Here is an 18,611-nt window from a genome sequence, read left to right on the forward strand (position 1 = left end):
GTCGTCGGGCCATTGCAGGCACAAGGATCCCATCCGCCGTGCCGGCAACGACCGTAGGTCAGCGCCCCGGTTCAGCCGCCCGCACCCGCCTGCTGGATCGCGCACCGGACCGCCGCCACGGTCTCGGTGCGGTGCGCGATGTTGTGCCGCAACCACACCGGCATCCGCCAGCCGACAACACTGCTGCACTGGACACAGCAGTGATAGATGCAGTCGTCTTGCGATCAGTGGTCCTGGCCAAGCTGCGCGAGCAGCTGGACGACGATGTCCGCACAGCCATGACACCATCCGTCGGCGAAAAGCTCCCTTACGGCCGGGTGAAGCGCCTTCAGCTCCTCTTCGGCTATGAGGACAACAGCAACCTGTACCGGATGCGAGACCGCAGCATCCAACGTGCTGAGAAGTCGTTCACCGAGAACTCCGACAAGGACGACGACACAAAGCCATCGGTCGGGGATGATCAGAACGCCACCCCCGATCGGATGAAGCTAGCAGCAGCCTGACCGCGCCGCTGAAGGAACCCGCGCTCATGACCACCGCCAGCATCACAGGGGCCACCGTCCCCCCCATGCCCGAGAAGACGCCCAAGGCACTCCGCGCCGCCATCGCCCAGCACGCCCCGAAACTCCTCGTCGACTTCGAACGGCACTGGCGCCGGGACATCATGGACACCTACGACCTCGCCCCCGTCCCTGCCTTCATGGCCCGCTGGTGGGGCGAGTACGCGCTAGCCCGCGACCCCAGCCTCGAGGCGGAAGTTCACCGCTTGGAGGACGAGGCTGCCCTGGAACCCGACTACGCCCGCGCCAAGGCCATGATCGAAGAGGCCGGACGACTCCGCCGCGAAGCCGCAAAGGCGGAACCCGGCCAGTGACAAGCGAATTCATGGGGCCACCCTGGCAAACCGATTGGACTAAGGAAGCCGAGAAGAATCACAACGCCCTCCCCGAGGAGGCCCGCGCCCTGGTCCACGCCGCCCGCGCGGCGAACACGTCCTCTACTTCGACCACGGGCGCGGCTGGCTCCGGTACCACTTCGTACCCCGCACCACCGACCCGCAGATCGTGATCGATGAGTGCTACTGGCAATAGGCCCCCATGACCGTGCCCCCACAGACGGCCTTCCGTTCTGGTGGTCGTCGCAACAGCCCAGGCCAAGGGGGAGCGATGGACTTCGAGATAAACGGGCACCACTCACCCGGCCGGGCCGCGAGCTGCTTCCCGTTGCCGCCGGCCACCCGCCCCAACATGCCGCGCCAGCGCCCGCCGGAGCCACCCCGCTGAAGCTGGGCTCTCGACCCGTCCGTCAGCGCTTGGTTTTCGCGCTCATGCGCTTGCGGAGCAGGGCCTGGTAGTAGCGGGACCGCTCGTCGTCCAGGTCGATGCACTCGCAGATGTCCGCCGCCGTCTCGGCGTCGTCCGCGCTGCCGGCGAGCCCGATCCGCGCGATCAGCCAGTAGCCCTCGCGTGCCTTGAGGCGGCACTCGTCGCCGAGCCGTGTCCGTCCCCGTGCCTGCTCGGTGGCGTGGGAGTCACCGCTGACCAGGTGGCACAGCGTGTCCAGGAGGTGGTCTCGGGCCAGCGGGGACGGGTCTCCCGCCAGCGCGGCGAGGATCACGCCGACGGCGGGCACGGCTGCCTCGAAGAGGTTGGTGCCGATCTCGAGGTGGTTGTCGAGGGTGTACCCGATCATGTCCTGCGGTGTCCCGGCGGTGAGGATCGCCTCGAACATCAAGGGCACATGTTCCGCGGAATCACCGCAACCGCATCTCAGCGCCGCCCAGTCGTGGCGCATCAGCTCGGCTCGCACCAGCTCACTGACGCTCAACCGCGCGCCATCGACCGGTGATCGGCGCCCAGGAGCCGGTACACGACACTCCGGCGCAGCGGCCCCTCGGGCACGGTCAGGTCGTCGAAGTCGTCGGCCGGGTCGCGCGTCATACCGACGCGGCGCATCACCGCCTGCGAACGGAGGTTGGCGGCCGTCGTCAGCGCGAGGATCTCCGGGAGGCGGAGTGTGTCGAAGCCGTGGGCCAGCGCCGCGAGGGCGGCCTCGGTGGCGTAGCCGTGTCCCCAGTACGGACGGGCCAGGCGCCAGCCGATCTCCACTCCGGTGACCGGCATGTCCTCCTCCACCGGATCCAGCCCGGTGAAGCCGATGAACTCGCCGGTGGCCCGTACCTCCACCGCCCACCATCCCCAGCCCCGCTGGTCGAGGTCGGCCTGGAAGCGGGCCACGGACGCGTCGCTCTGCTCCCGCGTGAGGATGCCCGGGAAGTGCTCCCGGACCTCGGGATCGGCGTTCATCGCCGCCCACGGTGCGAGGTCGGACTCCCGCCATCCGCGGAGCACAAGACGATCGGTTCGCAGCTCTGACATCGCGCCAACCTAACGTGGCGCGCGAGCGCGGAGCGATCGAATAAATCAAGTGGGCGGCAACCTTCGGCGTGTTCGGCGCGACTATTCAGCGCCTGAGGAAAGGCGCTCGCCCCAGCACCCATGCCCGTAAGGACGCGAAAGCCCGAAGGGAGCCCCTGATGTCCGCATCACCCCCGCCCCCGCTCAGCCGCCGACGCCTGCTCACCGGCGCCGCCGCCACATCAACCGCACTGCTCGTGGGCGGCTCGCCCGCCTCCGCCGGGCAGCGAGCCGCCGTGGCCGCCGCGGGGCCCGACGGCTACGCCGGGATCAACGCGCTCGGCCAGAACGGCACGACCGGCGGGGTCGGCGGGCCCGTCGTCACGGTCAGCGACGCGGAGACGTTCCTGGACTACTGCGACCGCAACGAGCCGTACGTCATCCAGGTCTCGGGCACCATCCGCATCTCCAGCAAGCAGGGTGTCCGCTCGAACAAGACCATCGTCGGGCTCGGCAAGGGCGCGGAGATCACCGGCGGCGGTCTTGACATGTACCGCCGGCAGAACGTCATCATCCGCAATCTGCGGTTCACCGGCGCCGACGACGACGCCATCAGCATCCAGCAGTCCTCGCACCACATCTGGATCGACCACTGCGAGTTCTCCACGGGCGCCGACGGCCTCATCGACATCGTGCGCGGGGCGACCTACATCACGGTGTCGTGGAACCACTTCCACGACCACAGCAAGAACATGCTCCTCGGCCACTCCGATGCCAACGGCTCCCAGGACACCGGCGCGCTCCGGGTCAGCTTCCACCACAACTTCTTCGACGGCACCACCCAGCGCAACCCGCGTGTCCGCTTCGGCGAGCCGGTGCACGTCTACAACAACTACTTCCGGAACAACACCCTGTACGGCGTGGCCTCCACGATGGACGCCGGGGTGCTGGTGGAGGGCAACTACTTCGAGAACGTGCCGCACCCCATCTACTCGGGCTACGACGAGAGCGGGCCGGGCCGGGTGGTGGAGCGCAACAACGTGTACGTGAACAGCGGCACGCCGCAGACGCTGGGCACCGTGCAGGAGCCGTCCACGTACTACGCGTACACCCTGGACAACCCGTCGAGCCTGCCCAGCACCGTCCCCGCCGGGGCCGGGGTCGGCAAGATCTGAACCGGACCTCCGTGCCGGTCCGACCCGGTGGGCGGGACCGGCCGGGGGACGGGCGCCTAGCTGAAGACGATCATCGAGCCCTGGCCCAGGCTGCGCGTCGCCGCCGCGTGCAGGCCCAGCCAGACATGGCGCTCACGGGCGAAGGGACTGTCCTCGTACGGGATCGGCGCCGCCGGTTCCTCCAGGGTGGTGGGGCGGGCCGGGGGCGCGGGGGTGGCCGGGGGGTTGGCGGGGTCGATGCCGAGCGCCGGGGCGACCGCCTCCAGCTCTCTCAGCAGGCCGTGGCTCGACCCCAGGGGGCCACCGCCTTCGAGGAGTTCATCGTTGGACAGCGGATGTTCGAAGTCGACGGGGACATAGGCGCCGGCGTGGTCGTAGTGCCACACCAGGTGCGACTGCTGGGCCGTGGGCTCGAACATCTCCAGCAACTGTTCGTAGTCCCCGCCGAGTTCGTCCACCGGCGTGACCGCCAGCCCGCAGACCTGCAGCAGATGGGCGCGGCGCAGGAAGTGCAGCGCGTCGTAGTCGAAGGCCGCGACCGGGGCGACGTCCCCGGACAGGCCCGGCATATAGCCGAAGACGGGCACGGGCGGCAGTCCGGCTTCACCGAGCGCCTTGTCGTACGCCGCGATCTCCTCCGCGAAGGGGTTGTCGGGGCTGTGACACAGCACATCGACGAGGGGGACCAGCCAGAGGTCACATGCCACGCGATCTCACTCTCGTATCCGTACGGTCGATGGTCGGCCCAGCGTAATGCTCCCCGTACGCCGCGCGAAGAGCCCTGTACGTCAGGGGGGCGCGGTGGTGGTGGATGTCGTCCAGGACGGGCTCGCCGGGGACGTGAACGCGCCCGTCTGCGCGCCCGTTGGCACCCCCGTCGGCGTGTTCGGCGATCCGCTCGGCGGCTTGGTGGTCGGCGTGCTCGGCGATCCGCTCGGCGATCCGCTCGGCGATCCGCTCGGCGACGATTGAGCCGACCCCGTCGGGTCGGTGTCCTGGGACGAGGTCTCGGTGGGGCTCTGGTCCACGGTCGTCGTCGGCACGGGGCGGGGCGGGCCCGGGTCGGCCGGCGGGGCGTCGCGGCCGCCGGGCAGTACGCGTACGGCCATGGCCAGCGCCACGGCCACCAGCGCGACGACCAGTCCCGCGGCCACGGGCAGCGCCGCCCGGCGCGCCCGCACCCGCCGCCGGCCGTGCCGTACGGCCCGGGCCACATCAACCCCCGGCGCCTCGGGTCCCGGTTCGAGCCCGCGCAGCGGGGAGAGCAACCGCGCAGCCTCCCGGTCCAGCTCGTCGTCCCGCATGGCGGCTACTCCTTCCCCACAGGTGGCATCGGAACAAGTGGCCGGCCGCCGAGTTGGGCGCGCAGCCGGGCCAGGCCCCGGGCGGTCTGGCTCTTCACGTTCCCCTCGGAACAGCCGAGGACCGCGGCCGCCTCGGCCACCGGCAGATCGCACAGGAAGCGCAGCACCAGCACGGCGCGCTGGCGTGCCGGGATGCGCGAGAGCGCGGTGTGCACGACCGTCCGCGTCTCGATGTCCGGCACGCCCGCGACGGGCGGCAGCCCCGGCGTCTCGTGCGGCGCGCCCGAGAGCCGGACGACCCGGGCCCAGCCGAGGCGCTGCTCGTTGAGGAAGCACCGGACGAGGATCGTGTGGACGTAGCGGTCCAGGTCGTCGGCGGCGCGGGCGCGGCCCCAGTGGACGTACAGCTTGGTCAGGGCGGCCTGGACGACGTCGTCGGCACGGTGCGGGTCCTTGCAGAGCAGATGCGCGAGGCGGCGGAGCGCGGGCAGCCTCGCGGAGACGTACGCGGTGTACGCCCCCTCGGCCTCCGCCCGGTCCGCGGCCGCCCGGTCCCCCCTCATGTTCCTCCGTGCACCTCCCACACCCACACGCCCCCGATCCACTCCCCCTGCCACCCCAGCAGCCGCTCCAAGGTGACACGCAGCGCCTCGTCCCCCGGTTGCGGGGCGAGCACGACCGCGCCCGCGCGCCAGAATTCGAGGTCCGCGCGCACGGCGCGGCGCTGCTCCTGGCGGATGTGCGGGACCCGTCCGGTGCGGCGGACCTCGTCGAGGAGGGCGGAGGTGTAGCGGTACCGCGCACCGTAGATGCCCCTCCGGTCGGGGCCGTCGGGACCGTTGAAGTAGCCGCCGGGGAGCGGGAAGCCGAGCCCGGTGGCGGTCTGCCAGTGCAGGGCCTCGGCGTTTCCGGGGCTGGGCAGCGGCACGGGGACGAGGGAGCGGCCCTTGGGGACGTGCGCGCGCCAGGTGCCGTCGGCGATGAAGGACGGGACGGGGACGCGGTCGGCGGTGGTGAACGGCGTGGGCGCGAGGGGCAGCAGGGCGGCGATGACGGCGGCCCATCCGGCGATCCGCAACGCCCGGTCGACGCCGCCCGGCTCACCGGCCTTGTCGCCGCCCGGCGCCTTGTCGGTGCCCGGCGCCCCCAAGGCACACAGTTGGTCGCAGGCCAGGGCCAGCAGGATGCCGAGCGCGGGCACCGCCGCCATCGCCACCCGCGACTCGATGACCGACTCGAACAGCGGCTGATCGGCGAGCGCCCGCCACGGCCCCGGCAGCACGATCCCCGTCCAGGGCACGGGGATCGTGCGCCCGAGGGAGAGCACGGATGCCGCGAAGGCCACCCACCCGAGCGCCCGCACCCGCGGATCCCGCCACAGCCACACCACCACGGCGGCGGTCAGGGCGAGCAGCGGCCAGCCGAAGAAGGCGTTCTGCTCGGTGCGGTTCATGGCCAGCGCGTCGGCGGTGGCCTCGTCCCCGGCCAGCGAGCGGCCCGCGAACTCCACGAAGGCGCGCGGCGAGTTGCCGGCCGGGCCGTGCAGCACGCTGTGGTAGCTCTGGGCGCCGAAGAACTGCCACAGCAGCGGATAGGCGAGCAGCGGCACGCACACCGCGGTGGCGAAGGCCAGCCCCCGGGCCAGCGGGCGCACCGCCGCACGTGCCTCGGCCGGGCGTGAGGCCGCGTAGCCGACCGCGAAGAGGACGAGGCCGAGGGCGGCGAGCAGCAGCGCCTCCTCGCCGAGGAAGACCTGATAGGTGAGGAAGAGGCCAAGGACCACCCCGTCGCGCCTGACGCGGGTGCCCTCGCACAGCCGCAGCAGCCGGTCGGTGATCAGCGGCATCATGAACAGCACCGCGAAGTTGGGATGCGCGTTGGCGTGGGAGATCATCGGCGGGGCGAAGGCGCACAGGGCGCCGCCGAGCGCGGCGGCCCGGCGCGCGCGTACGAACCGCTTGCGCAATAGCCAGTACCAGGCGCCCGCGGTCCCGGCCAGCCCGCCGGTCAGCACCAGCGCCCAGGTCGCCCCCGGGCCGAAGAGCGCGGTGACGGGCGCGAGCGGGACGGCGAGGCCGAGCATGGCGGTGTTGGCCATCAGGTTCACCCCGAGCGGGGTGTTCTGCAGCTCGGTGAAGAAGGGGTCACTGAGGCTGGATACCCCGAGGACCTTGTCGGCGGTGACCGCGAAGAACCACTCCCACTGGTTCTGGTCCTGCCCGCTGTCGACGAGATAGCGGTGGCCGACGTCCGCCCACAGCCCCTTGTAGAGCAGCACCGACAGCAGCAGATAGCCGAGGACCACGGTCAGGGCGCCGGCGCTCAGCCGCTCCCGTACGCCCCGCCGCCACAGGCGCAGCAGTTCCAGGAGCACCCGGCCGTAGTCCAATGGACGGATCTTGGAGCCCGCTTGGTGCGCCCAGCGGACCGGCACCTCGGCGACCGGCCAGTTCGCGCGGCGGAAGGTGCGCAGGATCTCCACGTCGATGCCCCACCCGTCGAGCCGTGACCGCCCGAAGGCCGCGCGCGCCCGGTCGCCGTCGAAGAGCTTGAACCCGCACTGGGTGTCGCCGACGCCGGGCAGGGCGACCGCCCGGATCACGCGGTTGCCCGCCCGGCCCGCCAGCCGCCGCAGCGGGTGCTGGTCCACCTCGATCAGCGCGCCGGGGTGCGCGCGGGAGCCGATCGCGGCGGCGAAGCCCGCGTCAAGCCGGTCGTGCAGCGGCGCCAACTCCTCGATGGGGGTGGCGAGGTCGGCGTCGGTCACCAGCACCCGGCGCCCGCGCGAGGCGAGCACGCCCAGGCGCAGCGCGTGGCCCTTGCCGTGGTTGTGCGTGAAGGAGCCGGCCGCGGGCGAGGACGGGGGCGGGGCCAGCAGCCGGATGCGCGGCTCGGCCGCCGCCGCGTCGCGGACGACGGCCGCGGTGGCGTCGCTCGACCCGTCGTCGACGACGATCAGCTCCCACTCGTCGTGGCGGCCGGGCGAGGAGCGCAGATAGCGGCAGATCGCGTCGAGGGTCCGGGGCAGCCGGTGCTCCTCGTTGTACGCGGGCACGACGACCGTCAGGTCAACGGTGCCGGTGCCGGTCGCGGGCCGAGGGGCCAGGGAGCGGGCGGGCGGAGTGTGCAGCACATGAGGGTGACCGCCTCGGATCCCCGGCAGGTTGTGTGTCCTGCGTCACATCTGCGCCCGAGCGGCGGCTCAGCTCTTCTCGCGTCCGGTGGCCAGTTGCTCGATCAGCGCGACGGAGTGCGCGTTGTACGCGGCTATCAGCCGCTCGGAGGTCTCGGCGTCGCCGCGGGTGACGGCCGCGGTGAGCTCGCCGTGCCCGGCCCACAGCCGCCCGCGCAGATCCGGCACGCGCCGCAGATACGGCACGGTGAAGACCCAGGACTGCACCCTCAGCCGCTGCAGGAAGTCAAGTATGTACGGGTTGCCGACGAGCCCGCAGAGCTCGCGCCAGAAGCGCAGGTCGTAGCCGATGAGTATGTCGAGGTCGCCGGAGCGCGCGGCGCGCTCGGCCTCCTCGGAGCGACGCCGCACCGAGGCCAGGGCCTGCGGGGTCATGGTGCGCAGGGTCTCCTCGACGGAGTGCCGGAAGAGGCCCTCGATCACCATGCTGCGGGCGTTGACCATGTGCTGGAAGTCCTCGAACGTGAACTCGTGGACCTTGAAGCCGCGGTGTTCCTCGACGTCCAGCAGCCCCTGTGCGCACAGGTCCAGCAGGGCTTCGCGGACGGGGGTGGCGGAGACTCCGTACTGGTCGGCCATCTCCTTGACCGTGAACTGCCGTCCGGCCGGAAGCCGGCCCGCGAGCACCTCGTCACACAGCGCCTCGGCGATCTGCTGCCGCAGGGTGTTGCGCTTCACCGGGCTGGTGCCGGGCACGGGCATCGAGGACCGTCTCCTTCCGCGGCCGTCGTGTCGTACGGATGCGGACGGCCCTCGCATCACGATATGCGAGGGCCGTTGCGCGAAGTACGCGAAGAGTGCGCGGGTGAAGTCGTCTACACCGTTATTTGATCTCTTTCTGAGCCTACGACGACCAAAACGACGCGGTTTTTGGTGGCGCTGGGCGGGCCGCCGTCAGGCGGTGGTGTGGGCGTCGGCCGCGGACAGGGCCTCGTCCAGGATCGCCAGCCCCTCCTTGGCCTCGGCCTCGGTGACGGTGCACGGCGGCACCACATGCGTGCGGTTCATGTTCACGAACGGCCACAGGCCGCCGCGCTTGCAGGCCGCCGCGAAGTCGGCCATCGGCTGATTGGCCGGGCCGCTCGCGTTGTACGGGGTCAGGGGCTCGCGGGTGTCCTTGTTCTTGACGAGTTCGAGCGCCCAGAACACGCCCAGGCCGCGGACCTCGCCCACGCAGGCGTGGCGCTCGGCGATCTCGCGCAGCCCCGGGCCGATGACCTTCTCCCCGATCTCGGCGGCGTTCTCCACGATGCCCTCCTCCGCCATCGCGTTGATCGTGGCGACGGCGGAGGCGCAGGCGAGCGGGTGGCCGGAGTAGGTGAGGCCGCCGGGGTAGGGCCGCTGGTCGAAGTCCGCGGCGATCTCGGCGCTGATCGCGACCCCGCCGAGCGGGACATAGCCGGAGTTGACGCCCTTGGCGAAGGTCAGCAGGTCCGGGGTGACACCGAAGTGGTCGGCGGCGAACCAGCGGCCGGTGCGGCCGAAGCCCGCCATGACCTCGTCGAGGATGAAGACGATGCCGTAGCGGTCGCAGATCTCGCGGACCCCGGCCAGATAGCCGGGCGGCGGCACCATGATCCCCGCGGTGCCGGGGACGGTCTCCAGGATGATGGCGGCGATGGACTGCGGGCCCTCGAAGGCGATGGTCTCCTCCAGGTGCGCGAGCGCGCGCTCGCACTCCTGCCGCTCGTCGGTGGAGTGGAACGGCGAGCGGTAGAGGAACGGCCCCCAGAAGTGGACGACGCCGGCCGAGGCGGTGTCCGAGGCCCAGCGGCGCGGGTCGCCGGTCAGGTTGATCGCGGCGGCGGTGGCGCCGTGGTATGAGCGGTAGGTGGAGAGCACCTTGGTGCGGCCGGTGTGCAGCCGTGCCATGCGGACGGCGTTCTCGACGGCCTCGGCGCCGCCGTTGGTGAAGAAGATCTTGTCCAGGTCGCCGGGCGTGCGCTCGGCGACCAGCCGCGCCGCCTCCGACCGCACGTCCACGGCGAAGCCCGGCGCGATGGTGCACAGCTTGGCGGCCTGCTCCTGGATGGCGGCGACGACCTTGGGGTGCTGGTGGCCGATGTTGGTGTTGACCAGCTGGCAGGAGAAGTCGAGGTAACGGTTTCCGTCGTAGTCCCAGAAGTACGAGCCTTCGGCGCCCGCGACGGCGAGGGGGTCGATGAGCCCCTGGGCCGACCACGAGTGGAAGACATGGGCCCGGTCCACCGCCTTGACGGCGGCACCGGTGGCGGGGTCGGGCGTGGGGCTGGGGGTCGGGACGGAGTGCGCGGGCTGTGCGGACACGTTCGCTACCTCGGATCGCTCGCGGGTCGGTGGGGCCCAGCGTACGGACCGGTGGCCGGGGCGCGGCACCGACAAGCTGTCGGGCGGCCGGCCGACCCCATAGGCAGAGTGGCCAGAGTGGCCAGAGTGGACGAAGTGGCCAGAGGGGACGGAGTGGGCAGACTGCCGGGCGGCCGGGGGGGCACCGCCTTTTGTCCAGGTACCGATGGAGAATCGACACGGCCAGATACGGAACCGATAACGGATCCCCCGCGTCGTCCACTTCGCCCTCAGCCCCCTCTATTCTTCGGCGAGGGGCTGATCAGGGGACCAGGGGAAAGGACAGCGACGCATGGAAGACCTGGGGGTCGAGGACCCTCGTTGGATCGGCGAGTACCGGTTGATCCGTCGGCTCGGGGCGGGTGGTATGGGACGGGTGTTCCTGGCCTACTCGCCGCGCGGCCGTACGGTCGCGGTCAAACTCGTGCAGACCGAACTCGCGCAACAGGCCGAATTCCGGCGTCGCTTCAAGCAGGAGGTGCGGGCCGCACAGCGGGTCGGGGGTGAGTGGACCGCGCCGGTGCTCGACGCGGACACCGAGGCCGCCACCCCCTGGGTCGCCACGGGCTATATCGCCGGGCCGTCCCTGCACTCGATCGTGGCCGAATCGGGACCCCTGCCCGAACGGTCGGTGCGCATCCTGGGTCACGGTCTGGCCAAGGCGCTGCAGGCCATCCACGGCGTCAACCTGATCCACCGCGACCTGAAGCCCTCCAACGTCCTGATCACGATCGACGGGCCCCGCGTCATCGACTTCGGCATCGCGCGCGCTCTGGAGACCGTCACCGACGGAATCCTCACGCGCAGCGGCGCCGTGGTCGGCTCGCCGGGCTTCATGTCGCCCGAGCAGGTGCGCGGCGAGCGGGTCACCCCGGCCAGCGATGTCTTCTGCCTCGGGTCGGTGCTCGCGTTCGCGGCCATCGGCCGCCAGCCGTTCGGCACCAGCGACAGCGGGGTGCACGCGGTGATGTACCGCATCGCCCAGGAGGAGCCCGACCTGGAGGGGCTGCCCGAGGGGCTGCGGGAGCTGGTCACCGACTGTCTGCGGAAGGACCCGGCCGCCCGGCCGACCGTGGAGCAGCTGCTGGCGCGTACGGCCGGACCCGAAAACCCAGACGGTGCGGACGACGCCGACGAGCCCTGGCTGCCGGGCAGCCTCGTCGCTCAGCTCGGGCGGCACGCCGTACAGCTCCTGGACGCGGAGACCCCGGCCACGCCGCTGGCGCCCGGCCTGCCCGCGCCGCCGTCCACGCCGCCCGGCTTCACGGGGGTCAAGCCGTCGATTCCGGCGCCCCCGGCTACGCCGCCGACGGCCACGTCGTACCCGCTGGCGCCGGCCGAGCCGCCGACGCCCCCGCCGCCGACCAACCCGCCGCCGCAGGCGGCCCCAGCCACTCCTCCGGCCACTCCTCCAGCCACTCCCCCGGCCGTTCCTCTTGCCATGCCCGCCGCACCGCCGGTGGCGCCCGTGGCGCCCGCCGCCGCGGCCCCGCAGACGCCTCAGCCGCCCGCCACCCCGCCGCAGGGCGCTGCCGCCGCACCCGGGGGCGAGGCCGAGACTCCTGCCGCGGGCGCGGTGCCCGAGCCGCGGGCGGAGAACGCCGCCGCCACGCCGGCCACACCGGCCACACCGGCCCCGGAGGCCGCCAAGCCGACGCCGGCCGCGGGCCCGGGTGAGACCCCGCCGGGTGCGACACCGCAGGCCGCGGAACCGGTGCCCACGCCTCCGCATGCCTTCGGGCCGCCGGAGGTCACCTCCTTCGACGCCACACCCAGCACACCCCCCGCGGGCCTCGGCTCCGTCGGCCTGGGTGGACCGGGCGGGCCTGGTGGACCGGGCGGACCAGGCGGCCCCGGTGGGCCGTTCGGGCCCGCGCCCACACCCACGCCCCCGCCCCCACCCGCGAAGCGCAGCAGGCGCAAGCCGGTCATCATCGCCTCAGCCATCGTCGCGACCCTGGTCATCGCGGGCGCGGCCGCCTTCGCCTACGTCGCCTCCAACGACGACAAGGACAAGAAGCCGGACTACAGCAAGATGACCCACACGCCCCCCACCAAGTCCTCGCCCTCGGACGCGAACTCACCGTCCAGCGGCGACGACTCGGCCTCGCCCGAGCCGTCCTCGACGTCCCTGGGCTCCGGCGGCGACGTCCCCAACGAGTACCTGGGCTCCTGGGAAGGCGAGATCATGAACGGTGACACGGCCACCGGGAAGATCCGCCGCGTCGTCATCTCCCAGGGCGCGATCGGCTCGAAGACCATCGAGACCTTCACCGCCGCCTCCGACTCCTTCTGCTCGAGCAAGGCAACCCTCAAGGACGTGAAGAGCCTTCTGGTCATCGAGGACGAGGAGGTGAACACCAGCATCCCCGCGGACAGTTGCAGCGCCGTCGGGGAACAGACCCTGAAGCTCGGCAGCAACGGCCGCATCGCCTGGAACAACTCGGACGGCTCCTCGTCCGCCACGCTGCGCCCCTCGAAGCCCAAGGACAACCCCATCCCCGACAAGTACCTGGGCACCTGGCTGGCCAAGGACGCGTTCGGGGAGTCCGGCGCCACCTTGAAGATCACCATCAAGCAGGGCGCGATCGGCACGGTGGTCACCGAGGACCTCGGGGAGAGCGAAAGGTACCAGTGCGAGACCAAGCGGATTCTGGTCTCGGTCGACAACGGACTGGTCCTGAGCCTGGGCGAGGTCGTCGACGAGACCCCGGCGGACTCCTGCCCTTCGAGCGAGATGCTCACCTTCACCGCCGACGGGTCTGACAAACTCCGTGTGGAATACGACGATCCGAACGACTACAGCGATGAGACTCAGACGCAGACGTTCACTCGCGTAGGCTGATCGCCCGTCAGTCGACCGCACGTCACTCGATCGCCCCGTCGTCGACCGAGCGCACACGGACAGGAGCCGTACGGCAGTGACTCCACCTACCGCTAAGGCGGCGGGTTTCCTGCGTCGCTGGCCAGGCAGCTTCGCAGAGGGCCGGCCCGGCCCTGTGCAGGACGTTGAGCGCGCCGACATGATCCGCGTTCGCGGTGAAGCCGCACGCCGTGCACTCGAACTTCGCTTGGGTGACGCGGTTCTCCCTCGCGGCGTGCCCGCAGTCGGGGCAGGTGCGGGAGGTGTTGCGGGCGTCCACCGGGATCACTCGGCGACCGGCACTCTCAGCCTTGTTCGCCAGGATCCTCAGGAACTGCCCCCAACCCGCGTCGAGGATGCTGCGGTTGAGCCCGGCCTTGGCGGCGGCACCGTTGGGAAGGAACACGCCGCCATGGTCGGGGTCGGGCTTTGGGTTCGGGGTACGGGTCATACCCGCTGTTGTCAGTCGTTCGTGTCCGATCACATCGTGTTCGCGGACCAGGCCGAGGGCGGTCTTGTGGTGATGGTCGAGCCGCTGCCGCCGGACCGCCTGGAGGAAGCGCGGGTTCTCCTTGTGGCGGCCGCCCGAGTCGGTGAGGAAGTGCACCGTGTCCATGTCGTCCCGACCATCGACCCCGTGGCCGCAAACGGCTCGGCCGGAACGTCGTCGCAGGCGAGGACCACGTACCAGCGGCGGCCTTCGCGCTTGATGCTGATCGTCTTGACCTTGCCCTTGACGGGCCGGTGCTGATGAACACGGACGTGCCCGACACGCTTGAAGCGCGGGTACCCCGGCTTCTCGCCGCTCTTCACACGGCGGAAGAAAGCCTGGAACGCCTTGTCCAGACGGCGCAAAGTCGCCTGCTGCGAGCTGAACGACCAGCGCCCCTGGCGCTCGGGGCCGAACGCCCGGATTTCCTTGAGCTGGGCAGACTGGTCGCCGTACCGGACAGTGGTTTTCGAGCTGTGCCGGTACGCGTCCCGACGCTCTTGGAGCGCGCCGTTGTACAGCGACCGCCGCTCTGCGGCTCCGGTCCAAGAATTCGATCCCACCACCGGACCAGGCCGGTGGTCCCCCGAAAGAAGGTCTGATGGAGAACCTCGGGGCCCAGGACCCGCGGTGGATAGGCGAGTACCGGCTGCTCGGCAGGCTGGGCGAGGGCGGAATGGGCCGGGTCTACCTGGCCCGTTCCGCCCGCGGCCGCACTGTCGCCGTGAAGCTTGTGAAGTCCGAGCTCGCCCGACACGCCGACTTCCGCGGCCGCTTCCAGCGTGAGGTCGCGGCCGCGAGACGGGTGGGCGGGCAGTGGACGGCACCTGTCCTGGACGCCGACACCGAGGCCGAGGTCCCCTGGGTGGCCACCGGCTACATCGGCGGTCCGTCCCTGCACGACGTCGTCGCCGAGCAGTTCGGGGCGCTGCCCGAGCAGTCCGTACGGACCCTCGCGCACGGACTGGCCCTCGCGCTCCGTGACATCCACGGCGCCGGGCTGATCCACCGCGATCTGAAGCCCTCCAACATCCTCATCACCATCGACGGGCCGCGCGTCATCGACTTCGGCATCGCGCGGGCCCTGGAGACCATCACCGGGGTGGGCACCAGCCTGACGGTGGCGGGCGCGGTCGTCGGCTCACCCGGCTTCATGTCGCCCGAGCAGGTGCGCGGCGAGGCCGTGACCACCGCGAGCGATGTCTTCTGCCTCGGGTCGGTGCTGGCGTTCGCCGCCACCGGCCGTCAGCCGTTCGGCAATGTGACCAGCGGGGTGCACGCCCTGCTGTACCGAATAGCCCAGGAGGAGCCCGACCTCGTGGGGCTGCCGGAGGGGCTGCGCGAGCTGATCACCGGCTGTCTGCACAAGGACCCGGACGTCCGGCTCTCGGTCGAGGACGTGGTGGCGCGTACGGCCCCGGACGCGCAGGCGGCCACCACCGGCCCCTGGCTGCCGGGCGAACTGCTCGCCAAGCTCGGACGGGACGCGCTCCAGCTGCTGGAGATGGAGGCGGACACAGACGCGGCCTCCGACACCGACACCGCCACCCTGCGGACGTCCGGCATGGCGGCCATGGGCGTCGCGGCACCCGGCGGGCCCGGCACACCGAGTGCCTACGCGACACCCTCGGGGCCCGCCACACCCGGAGCACCGGGAACACCCGGGGCACCGGCCGCCGCCTTCCACGCTTCCGGCGCACAGCCCGCGTACCCGATGGCCGGCGGGTCCGGGCAGCCCTGGCCGGACCCGCACCACGGGTTCCCGGGCCGCGTCTCCTCCCCGCCCGCCAGGAGCCTGCGGACCTCGCGCGGCCTCGGCGCCACCCTGATGTGGCTGTTCGGCGCCTTCGCGCTGCTGAGCGTCGCGCATTTGGGCCTGAACGGCACGCTGTTCAGCGCGTACGACGACTACCTGGGCGACTCGGGTACCAAGGACGCGATCGGCAGCGCCAAGGACTCCTTACAGATCTTCGAGGTCTTCACCGGGCTGCTGTGGATCACGCTCATGGTGCTGTTCCCGGTGTGGTTCCGGCGCGTGTACCTCAACGCCACGTTCCTCGCGCCCGGCCGCCAGCGGTACGGCGGCGGCCTCGCGGCCGGCTCATGGTTCATCCCGGTCGCCCAGCTGTGGCTGCCCAAGCAGATGGCCAACGACATCTGGGCCTCCAGCACTCCCCCGAACACCCGGCCCGCCTCCCGCGCGGTGCTGCACTGGTGGTGGGCGCTGTACGTGCCGATGCTCGTCGTCTTCTTCGTCCAGTCGGCGGTGGAGGCCCTCGCCAGGACTGACACGGACAGTCAGATGGCCGTCGGCCTGTCCATCCTCGAGGATCTGCTCTCGATCCCCGCGGCCGTGCTCGCGATGGTCGTGGTGTCCCGCGTCACCAAGATGCAGCAGCCCCAGCACTGGCAGCCGGAAGGAGGGGCCTTCGGGCCTCCCGCGATGCGCTAGGAGGCCCTCGGGCCGTGCCTCATATGACCCAGAGGCTCAGAGGAACGAGTTGATCTGGATCGTCTCGTCGCGGCCCGGACCGACGCCGATCGCCGAGATGGGCGCTCCCGACATCTCCTCCAGCGCCTGCACGTACTTCTGCGCGTTCTTCGGCAGCTGGTCGAAGGACTTGGCCTGGGTGATGTCCTCGGACCACCCCGGCAGCGTCTCGTAGATCGGCTTCGCGTGGTGGAAGTCGGTCTGGCTGTACGGCAGCTCGTCGACCCGCTTGCCGTCGATCTCGTACGCGACGCACACCGGGATCCGCTCCCAGCCGGTCAGCACGTCCAGCTTGGTGAGGAAGAAGTCGGTCAGGCCGTTGACCCGGGTCGCATAGCGCGCGATGACCGCGTCGAACCAGCCGCAGCGCCGGTCACGGCCGGTCGTCACGCCCCGCTCGCCGCCGATGGTGCGCAGCTTGTCGCCGTCCTCGTCGAGGAGCTCGGTCGGGAACGGGCCCGCGCCCACGCGCGTGGTGTAGGCCTTCAGGATGCCGATCACGCGGTTGACCTTCGTCGGGCCGACCCCGGTCCCGGTGCAGGCACCGCCCGCGGTGGGATTCGAGGAGGTGACGAAGGGATACGTGCCGTGGTCGACGTCGAGCAGCGTGCCCTGGCCGCCCTCGAAGAGGACCACCTTGCCCTCGTCGATGGCGTCGTTCAGGATCAGGGTGGTGTCCGCGACAAAGCCGCGGAGCTGGTCGGCGTAGCCCAGCAGCTCCTCGACGACCTGCTCGATGGCGATGGCGCGCCGGTTGTAGAGCTTGGCGAGGACCTGGTTCTTGAAGTCGAGGGCCGCCTCGACCTTCTGCCGCAGGATCGACTCGTCGAAGATGTCCTGCACCCGGATGCCGACGCGGTTGATCTTGTCGGCGTAGGCCGGGCCGATACCCCGACCGGTGGTGCCGATCTTCCGCTTTCCGAGGAAGCGTTCCGTCACCTTGTCGAGGGTCGTGTGATACGGAGTGATCAGATGCGCGTTACCGCTGATCAGCAGCTTGGACGTGTCGATTCCGCGCGCGTTCAGCCCACTCAGCTCGGAGAGCAGGACCGCCGGGTCCACGACGACGCCGTTGCCGATGACCGGGGTGCACCCCGGGGAGAGGATTCCGGAAGGGAGGAGGTGGAGCGCGTACTTCTGGTCGCCGACGACGACCGTGTGGCCGGCGTTGTTGCCGCCCTGGTAGCGCACCACATAGTCCACCGAGCCACCGAGCAGGTCGGTGGCCTTTCCCTTGCCTTCATCACCCCACTGAGCACCGAGCAGCACAAGTGCGGGCACAGGCGTACACCCCTTCCGGGCGGGGCATGTCCAACGTGCGTGGTGGCTTGTGCCACCACAAGAGCCGTCGAACCGGTGCCCCGGATAGACGAAGCCCCTGGCGCAACAGCGACAGGGGCTCTTGCACCGAGAGATTACCTGAGGAAGGACCGAGGTGTCGGCTCCAGATCCCTGGCAGATTTCCCCGGACGCCGTCCGGGGGCGCCCCCTGCTCGTGCTCATCGACCCCACCGCCCGTCGAACCGACGGGGAGTCGGTGCGGATCGCGAAAGATGTGCTGTGTGCGGGCGCAGCCACGAAAATCTGCCTGCCGGAGGGGCCCGAGGAGGTCGAGCGGGCACTCGCCCGCCGCGGCAGCCGCCGCCCCGTCGTCGTCGGTGACCACCGGGCCCTGCTGCGGACCGTCGAGCTGCTGCACCGCAAGCGGGAGCTGGCGGACGCGGCGCTGGCGGTGGTGCCGGTGGGCGGATCGGCGACGGTGGCCCTGGCCCGCGCCCTGGGCCTGCCCACGGACGCGGTGAGCGCGGCGCGGACGGCGCTCGACGGCACCGCGCACCGGCGTGACCTGCTGGTCGACGAGAGCGGCGGGGTGGTCCTCGGCGGTCTGCGGATCTCCGGCGGGGAGCAGCCGGGGAGCGGGAGCGCGAGCGGGGACGGGAGCGGTGACGGGCCCGCGAGCAGGGACGGCGGCGGTACGGGGAGCAGTGCGGGTGGGTACGACGGCGGCCACCAGCCGTGGTGGACCCCCGCGGCCCGCACCGCGCGCAGCGCGCTGACGCTGCTGTCGCTGCCGGGCGTCGGTCTGGGCGGCTCCCGGCGACGGACGCGGCCGCCCGGGCAGCGGCTGCGGGTGGAGGCGGACGGCGTGCTGCTGGCCGACCTGGACCGGCCGGTCGAGCGGGTCTCGGTGTCCACGGCCACGGCGGGCCGCGGGGGCCTGGCCGACGTCGTGGTGCACCCGTGTGCCGGGTCCGGCCCGGTCCGCGCCCGGGCCCGGGCGGTCACCGTCTCGGGTCCGGACTTCCGCTACCACGCGGACACCCTGACCCGCGGCCCGGTGCGCACCCGCACCTGGACGGTCCTCACCGAGGCCTGGCGCCTGATGCTCCCCCGAGGGGGCTGAGCGGCACGT

At 71.4% G+C, this 18,611-nt stretch carries 15 protein-coding genes and 1 pseudogene; 6 read left to right on the top strand and 10 right to left on the bottom strand.

Annotation, left to right across the window (positions count from 1 at the left end; translation table 11 throughout):
- The first annotated feature begins 38 nt into the window (after positions 1 to 38).
- A complete protein-coding gene (locus tag PV419_RS37690) occupies positions 39 to 503 on the top strand; it encodes a hypothetical protein (protein ID WP_319696734.1) in 465 nt (154 codons plus the stop codon).
- Positions 504 to 529: 26 nt separating this feature from the next.
- Positions 530 to 874, top strand: coding sequence for a DUF6247 family protein (locus tag PV419_RS37695; RefSeq protein WP_319696736.1), 345 nt, complete (start codon positions 530 to 532; stop codon positions 872 to 874).
- 431 nt (positions 875 to 1,305) lie between these two features.
- On the opposite strand, the gene PV419_RS37700 is transcribed toward PV419_RS37695, so the two are convergent.
- Together PV419_RS37700 and PV419_RS37705 are read right to left on the bottom strand one after the other, a co-directional pair.
- A complete protein-coding gene (locus tag PV419_RS37700) occupies positions 1,306 to 1,827 on the bottom strand; it encodes a hypothetical protein (RefSeq protein ID WP_319696737.1) in 522 nt (173 codons plus the stop codon).
- A complete protein-coding gene (locus PV419_RS37705) occupies positions 1,824 to 2,378 on the bottom strand; it encodes a GNAT family N-acetyltransferase (RefSeq protein ID WP_319696738.1) in 555 nt (184 codons plus the stop codon). Before PV419_RS37705 ends, PV419_RS37700 begins: the two co-directional genes overlap by 4 nt.
- Before the next feature lie 158 nt (positions 2,379 to 2,536).
- On the opposite strand from PV419_RS37705, the gene PV419_RS37710 reads away from it, so the two are divergent.
- Positions 2,537 to 3,532, top strand: a complete 996-nt coding sequence (locus tag PV419_RS37710; protein ID WP_319696740.1) for a polysaccharide lyase family 1 protein — start codon at positions 2,537 to 2,539, stop codon at positions 3,530 to 3,532.
- 56 nt (positions 3,533 to 3,588) lie between these two features.
- Here the strand turns inward: PV419_RS37710 and PV419_RS37715 are convergent, their stop codons facing one another.
- The 6 genes from PV419_RS37715 to PV419_RS37740 all read right to left on the bottom strand — a co-directional run bounded on the left by PV419_RS37715 (position 3,589) and on the right by PV419_RS37740 (position 10,315).
- On the bottom strand, positions 3,589 to 4,239 hold the full coding sequence (locus PV419_RS37715) for a hypothetical protein (protein WP_319696742.1): 651 nt from the start codon (positions 4,237 to 4,239) through the stop codon (positions 3,589 to 3,591).
- Positions 4,240 to 4,320: 81 nt separating this feature from the next.
- The gene (locus PV419_RS37720; RefSeq protein WP_319696744.1) at positions 4,321 to 4,836 is read right to left on the bottom strand and encodes a hypothetical protein; all 516 of its coding nucleotides are present in this window, start codon (positions 4,834 to 4,836) and stop codon (positions 4,321 to 4,323) included.
- A gap of 5 nt (positions 4,837 to 4,841) precedes the next feature.
- A complete protein-coding gene (locus PV419_RS37725; RefSeq protein WP_319696745.1) occupies positions 4,842 to 5,399 on the bottom strand; it encodes a SigE family RNA polymerase sigma factor in 558 nt (185 codons plus the stop codon).
- Complete coding sequence (locus PV419_RS37730) at positions 5,396 to 7,969, bottom strand: glycosyltransferase family 2 protein (protein ID WP_319696746.1); 2,574 nt, start codon at positions 7,967 to 7,969, stop codon at positions 5,396 to 5,398. Before PV419_RS37730 ends, PV419_RS37725 begins: the two co-directional genes overlap by 4 nt.
- Positions 7,970 to 8,038: 69 nt before the next feature.
- The gene (locus PV419_RS37735) at positions 8,039 to 8,731 is read right to left on the bottom strand and encodes a GntR family transcriptional regulator (protein WP_319696748.1); all 693 of its coding nucleotides are present in this window, start codon (positions 8,729 to 8,731) and stop codon (positions 8,039 to 8,041) included.
- Positions 8,732 to 8,923: 192 nt separating this feature from the next.
- The gene (locus PV419_RS37740; protein ID WP_319696749.1) at positions 8,924 to 10,315 is read right to left on the bottom strand and encodes an aspartate aminotransferase family protein; all 1,392 of its coding nucleotides are present in this window, start codon (positions 10,313 to 10,315) and stop codon (positions 8,924 to 8,926) included.
- 331 nt (positions 10,316 to 10,646) lie between these two features.
- Here PV419_RS37740 and PV419_RS37745 point away from each other — a divergent pair, with 331 nt between their 5' ends.
- Positions 10,647 to 13,199 (top strand): serine/threonine-protein kinase, encoded by a 2,553-nt coding sequence (locus tag PV419_RS37745; RefSeq protein WP_319696751.1) that lies wholly within the window; start codon positions 10,647 to 10,649, stop codon positions 13,197 to 13,199.
- 124 nt (positions 13,200 to 13,323) lie between these two features.
- Here PV419_RS37745 and PV419_RS37750 read toward each other — a convergent pair.
- A pseudogene (locus PV419_RS37750) lies at positions 13,324 to 14,273 on the bottom strand (RNA-guided endonuclease InsQ/TnpB family protein); the annotation flags it as partial.
- A gap of 35 nt (positions 14,274 to 14,308) precedes the next feature.
- Between PV419_RS37750 and PV419_RS37755 the strand changes: the two are divergent.
- Positions 14,309 to 16,159: a protein kinase domain-containing protein gene (locus tag PV419_RS37755; protein WP_319696753.1), complete on the top strand. Its 1,851-nt coding sequence runs from the start codon at positions 14,309 to 14,311 to the stop codon at positions 16,157 to 16,159.
- Positions 16,160 to 16,195: 36 nt separating this feature from the next.
- On the opposite strand, the gene PV419_RS37760 is transcribed toward PV419_RS37755, so the two are convergent.
- On the bottom strand, positions 16,196 to 17,479 hold the full coding sequence (locus tag PV419_RS37760; protein WP_319696755.1) for an adenylosuccinate synthase: 1,284 nt from the start codon (positions 17,477 to 17,479) through the stop codon (positions 16,196 to 16,198).
- Between the two features lie 154 nt (positions 17,480 to 17,633).
- Between PV419_RS37760 and PV419_RS37765 the strand changes: the two genes are divergently transcribed.
- Positions 17,634 to 18,602, top strand: a complete 969-nt coding sequence (locus PV419_RS37765) for a hypothetical protein (RefSeq protein WP_319696757.1) — start codon at positions 17,634 to 17,636, stop codon at positions 18,600 to 18,602.
- The last annotated feature ends 9 nt before the right edge of the window (positions 18,603 to 18,611 follow it).

Source organism: Streptomyces sp. ME19-01-6 (assembly GCF_033793745.1).
In the GTDB taxonomy this organism is placed as follows: Bacteria; Actinomycetota; Actinomycetes; order Streptomycetales; family Streptomycetaceae; genus Streptomyces.

Excerpts from the sequence above, each read along its gene's own strand:
- PV419_RS37735 (WP_319696748.1), bottom strand. The coding sequence starts at position 8,731 with ATGCCCGTGCCCGGCACCAGCCCGGTGAAGCGCAACACCCTGCGGCAG.
- PV419_RS37710 (WP_319696740.1), top strand. The coding sequence starts at position 2,537 with ATGTCCGCATCACCCCCGCCCCCGCTCAGCCGCCGACGCCTGCTCACC.
- PV419_RS37720 (WP_319696744.1), bottom strand. The coding sequence starts at position 4,836 with ATGCGGGACGACGAGCTGGACCGGGAGGCTGCGCGGTTGCTCTCCCCG.
- PV419_RS37725 (WP_319696745.1), bottom strand. The coding sequence starts at position 5,399 with ATGAGGGGGGACCGGGCGGCCGCGGACCGGGCGGAGGCCGAGGGGGCG.
- PV419_RS37745 (WP_319696751.1), top strand. The coding sequence starts at position 10,647 with ATGGAAGACCTGGGGGTCGAGGACCCTCGTTGGATCGGCGAGTACCGG.
- PV419_RS37705 (WP_319696738.1), bottom strand. The coding sequence starts at position 2,378 with ATGTCAGAGCTGCGAACCGATCGTCTTGTGCTCCGCGGATGGCGGGAG.
- PV419_RS37755 (WP_319696753.1), top strand. The coding sequence starts at position 14,309 with ATGGAGAACCTCGGGGCCCAGGACCCGCGGTGGATAGGCGAGTACCGG.
- PV419_RS37695 (WP_319696736.1), top strand. The coding sequence starts at position 530 with ATGACCACCGCCAGCATCACAGGGGCCACCGTCCCCCCCATGCCCGAG.